Genomic DNA, 2,857 nt, shown 5'->3' with positions numbered 1-2,857 from the left:
AAAATACTTATCAATGTAAATTAATGGGGATTAAATGACTACTTTTGACAGAGCAAACTTGCCAGAATCCGTGCGCACGAACGGCGCTACTCCAAACCCTTGGTGGGCGAATGCAGTAGTGTATCAGATTTATCCGCGAAGCTTCCAGGACACGAACGGTGACGGCATTGGAGATTTGAAGGGAATTACTTCTCGCCTTGATTATTTGGCTGATTTAGGCGTTGACGTGCTCTGGCTCAGCCCTGTTTACAAGTCCCCACAAGACGATAACGGTTACGATATTTCCGACTATCAAGATATTGATCCGCTTTTCGGAACTTTGGAAGATATGGACGAGCTGCTGGCTGGAGCTCACGAGCGCGGTCTTAAAGTCGTGATGGATTTAGTAGTAAATCACACTTCTGACGAGCACGCTTGGTTCCAGGCTTCAAGAGATGCTTCTAGTGATTACGCTGATTGGTATTGGTGGAGGCCTGCGCGTGAAGGTTGTGTGCCTGGTGAGCCGGGTGCGGAGCCGAATAAGTGGGGTTCGTATTTCGGCGGTTCCGCGTGGACTTACGATCCGAAGCGCGGAGAATACTTCCTTCACCAGTATTCACCAAAGCAGCCAGATTTGAATTGGGAAAATCCTGCTGTTCGCGCTGCCGTGTACAAGATGATGAATTGGTGGATGGATCGCGGAATTGATGGCTTCCGCATGGATGTGATTACGCAAATTTCCAAGCATGTTGATTCTGAAGGTCGTTTGCCGGGTGAAGATGGCTGCCAAATTGAAGATTTGCCAGCTGGTGCTGACGGCTATTCTTCGCCATTCCCGTTCTGCTCGGACGGTCCTCGTTTAGACGAATTCTTGCGTGAGATGCGTGCAGAAGTTTTCGACGGTCGCGAAGGTTATCTTACTGTTGGCGAGGCTCCGGGAATTTCTCCGCACCGTAATACTTATATTACTGACCCTGCTCACAGCGAACTTGACATGTTATTCCTGTTCAATCATGTGGATATCGATTGCGAAAACGGTACTAAGTGGAATCCTGTGCCGCTAAAGCTTACGGCATTAAAGAGCGTGATGGCAGAGCAGCAACAAGCGGTAGCGGATGCTGGTTGGGCGAGCCTGTTCTTTAATAATCACGATCAGCCGCGTGCGCTTTCTCGCTGGGGTAGTGAGGCTAGCGAGGAGATGCGCGTGCGCTCTGCTAAGGCGATTGCCATGCTTCTTCACATGCACCGCGGCACGCCTTACGTGTACCAAGGCGAGGAAATTGGTATGACTAACGCGCACTTTACGCGTCTCGAGCAGTATCGCGATTTGGAAGCGTTGAATATGTTTAAGCAGCGCGTAGAAAAAGCGCATATTCAGTCTGCTGAGTCGATGATGGATGCGCTCGCAAAGCGCGGCCGCGACAATTCTCGAACTCCAATGCAGTGGAATGCTTCTAAATACGCGGGATTCATGCCTTTTAATGTTCAGTCGGTAAATAACGCAGAGCCGTGGATTAGTGTGAATCCTAATTATGTGGATATTAACGCAGCAGAGCAGATGGAAGATTCAGATTCCGTTTACGCTTTCTATAAGTATTTGATTGCGCTTCGTCATTCGGAGACGATTGTTTCTGCTGGTTCTTGGGATTTGGTTGATGCAGATGACGAGTGCGTGTATGCTTTTGTGCGCGAGCTTAAATCTGGTTGCGAAAAGCAGGAAGATTCTGCAGAGACTGCTGCGGAATCTGCTGCAAATTCCGCGGAATCTACAGAACGCATGCTCGTAATGGTTAATATGACTGACTCAACTGTGCCTATCCCTACGCAGAGCGCGCAATTATTGCAAAATCGCGCCTCTAACGCTTTTGTGGGGCGTGACGTAATGGTTACAACCTACGACGTGAATCACGCGCTTACATCGCTTAAAAACGGTACGCTTGCGCCTTGGGAAGGTATAGCTGTTACTTTGCAATAGTTTTAATAGCATTAATTTGCAATAATCACTTTGCAATAGTTTCGTCTACTAACTTTGGCAGAGCTTTCGCAATATCTTCGCGAATAATACGCTCTGCCAAATAGTCGTATTGCGTAGAGCCCAGGTTCATTATCGTAATCGGCACTCCAGCGCGCGCAGCTAACGGCACGAGGCTGGCAGCTGGAAATACTTCCAGCGTGGAACCAATAACCCACAGCTCGTCCGCTTTAACTATTGCTTGCGCACTGCGTTCCATAGCACCTTCTGGAAGCGCTTCTCCAAAATAAACAACGTCTGTTTTTATGAGACCGTTACAAGGCATATTGCTGCGGTACGGCAGAGTGCGTCTGCAATGCGGATCCGGGTGCTCATCTAAATCTGCCATAATATCGGCAGTTTTATAGCTCGCGTGGCAGCTCATGCAGTGCGAAGTTCCGATGCTTCCATGCAAGTTCACTATAATATTTGGGTTATTGCCAGCTTTTTCGTGAAGCGCATCAAAGTTTTGGGTGGCTATAAGGTCGAGCATTCCTGCCTTCTCGAGTTTTACAAGTGCTTTGTGCGCAGTCCCCGGCTGTGCGTTCCAAACGGGAGATTCTTTTTGCCAGCGCCAAGAGTAGACGCGTTCCTCTTTACTGCTTAAAAATGCGTCTATGTCATAAACGTTCATTTGCTCTGGGTGCTTAGTCCAAACTCCATCTGGACCGCGAAAGTCGGGAATGCCTGCGCTTGTGGAGATTCCTGCGCCTGTGAGCACAACAATGTGGTGTGCTCTATTGCTCGATTGCTTGTTGCTCATTCTTCTGCTCCTTCTTTTATTAATGTCTGTTAATACCCTATTCTTATTTTCTTATTTTTCTTTATGCGCTTTACGCTTTTTGTGTTTTTATGTGCTTTGTATTC

2 protein-coding genes are annotated in these 2,857 nt (G+C 48.0%); one reads left to right on the top strand and one right to left on the bottom strand.

Annotated features, from left to right (window positions below; translation table 11 throughout):
- The first annotated feature begins 34 nt into the window (after nucleotides 1-34).
- Nucleotides 35-1,954: an alpha-glucosidase gene (locus tag A5295_RS05795; protein ID WP_064622138.1), complete on the top strand. Its 1,920-nt coding sequence runs from the start codon at nucleotides 35-37 to the stop codon at nucleotides 1,952-1,954.
- A 25-nt stretch (nucleotides 1,955-1,979) separates the two neighbouring features.
- Here A5295_RS05795 and A5295_RS05790 read toward each other — a convergent pair whose 3' ends face one another.
- Complete coding sequence (locus A5295_RS05790; protein WP_064622136.1) at nucleotides 1,980-2,753, bottom strand: Sir2 family NAD-dependent protein deacetylase; 774 nt, start codon at nucleotides 2,751-2,753, stop codon at nucleotides 1,980-1,982.
- Between the last annotated feature and the right edge of the window lie 104 nt (nucleotides 2,754-2,857).

Source organism: Gardnerella sp. 26-12 (genome assembly GCF_001660745.1).
In the GTDB taxonomy this organism is placed as follows: domain Bacteria; phylum Actinomycetota; class Actinomycetes; order Actinomycetales; family Bifidobacteriaceae; genus Bifidobacterium; species Bifidobacterium swidsinskii.
Note: the sequence above shows the minus strand (reverse complement) of the source record. Positions and strands in the feature narration are given on the sequence as shown.

Bases quoted from the DNA above. Each gene is read 5' to 3' on its own strand.
- A5295_RS05795 (WP_064622138.1), top strand. From the start codon at position 35: ATGACTACTTTTGACAGAGCAAACTTGCCAGAATCCGTGCGCACGAAC.
- A5295_RS05790 (WP_064622136.1), bottom strand. From the start codon at position 2,753: ATGAGCAACAAGCAATCGAGCAATAGAGCACACCACATTGTTGTGCTC.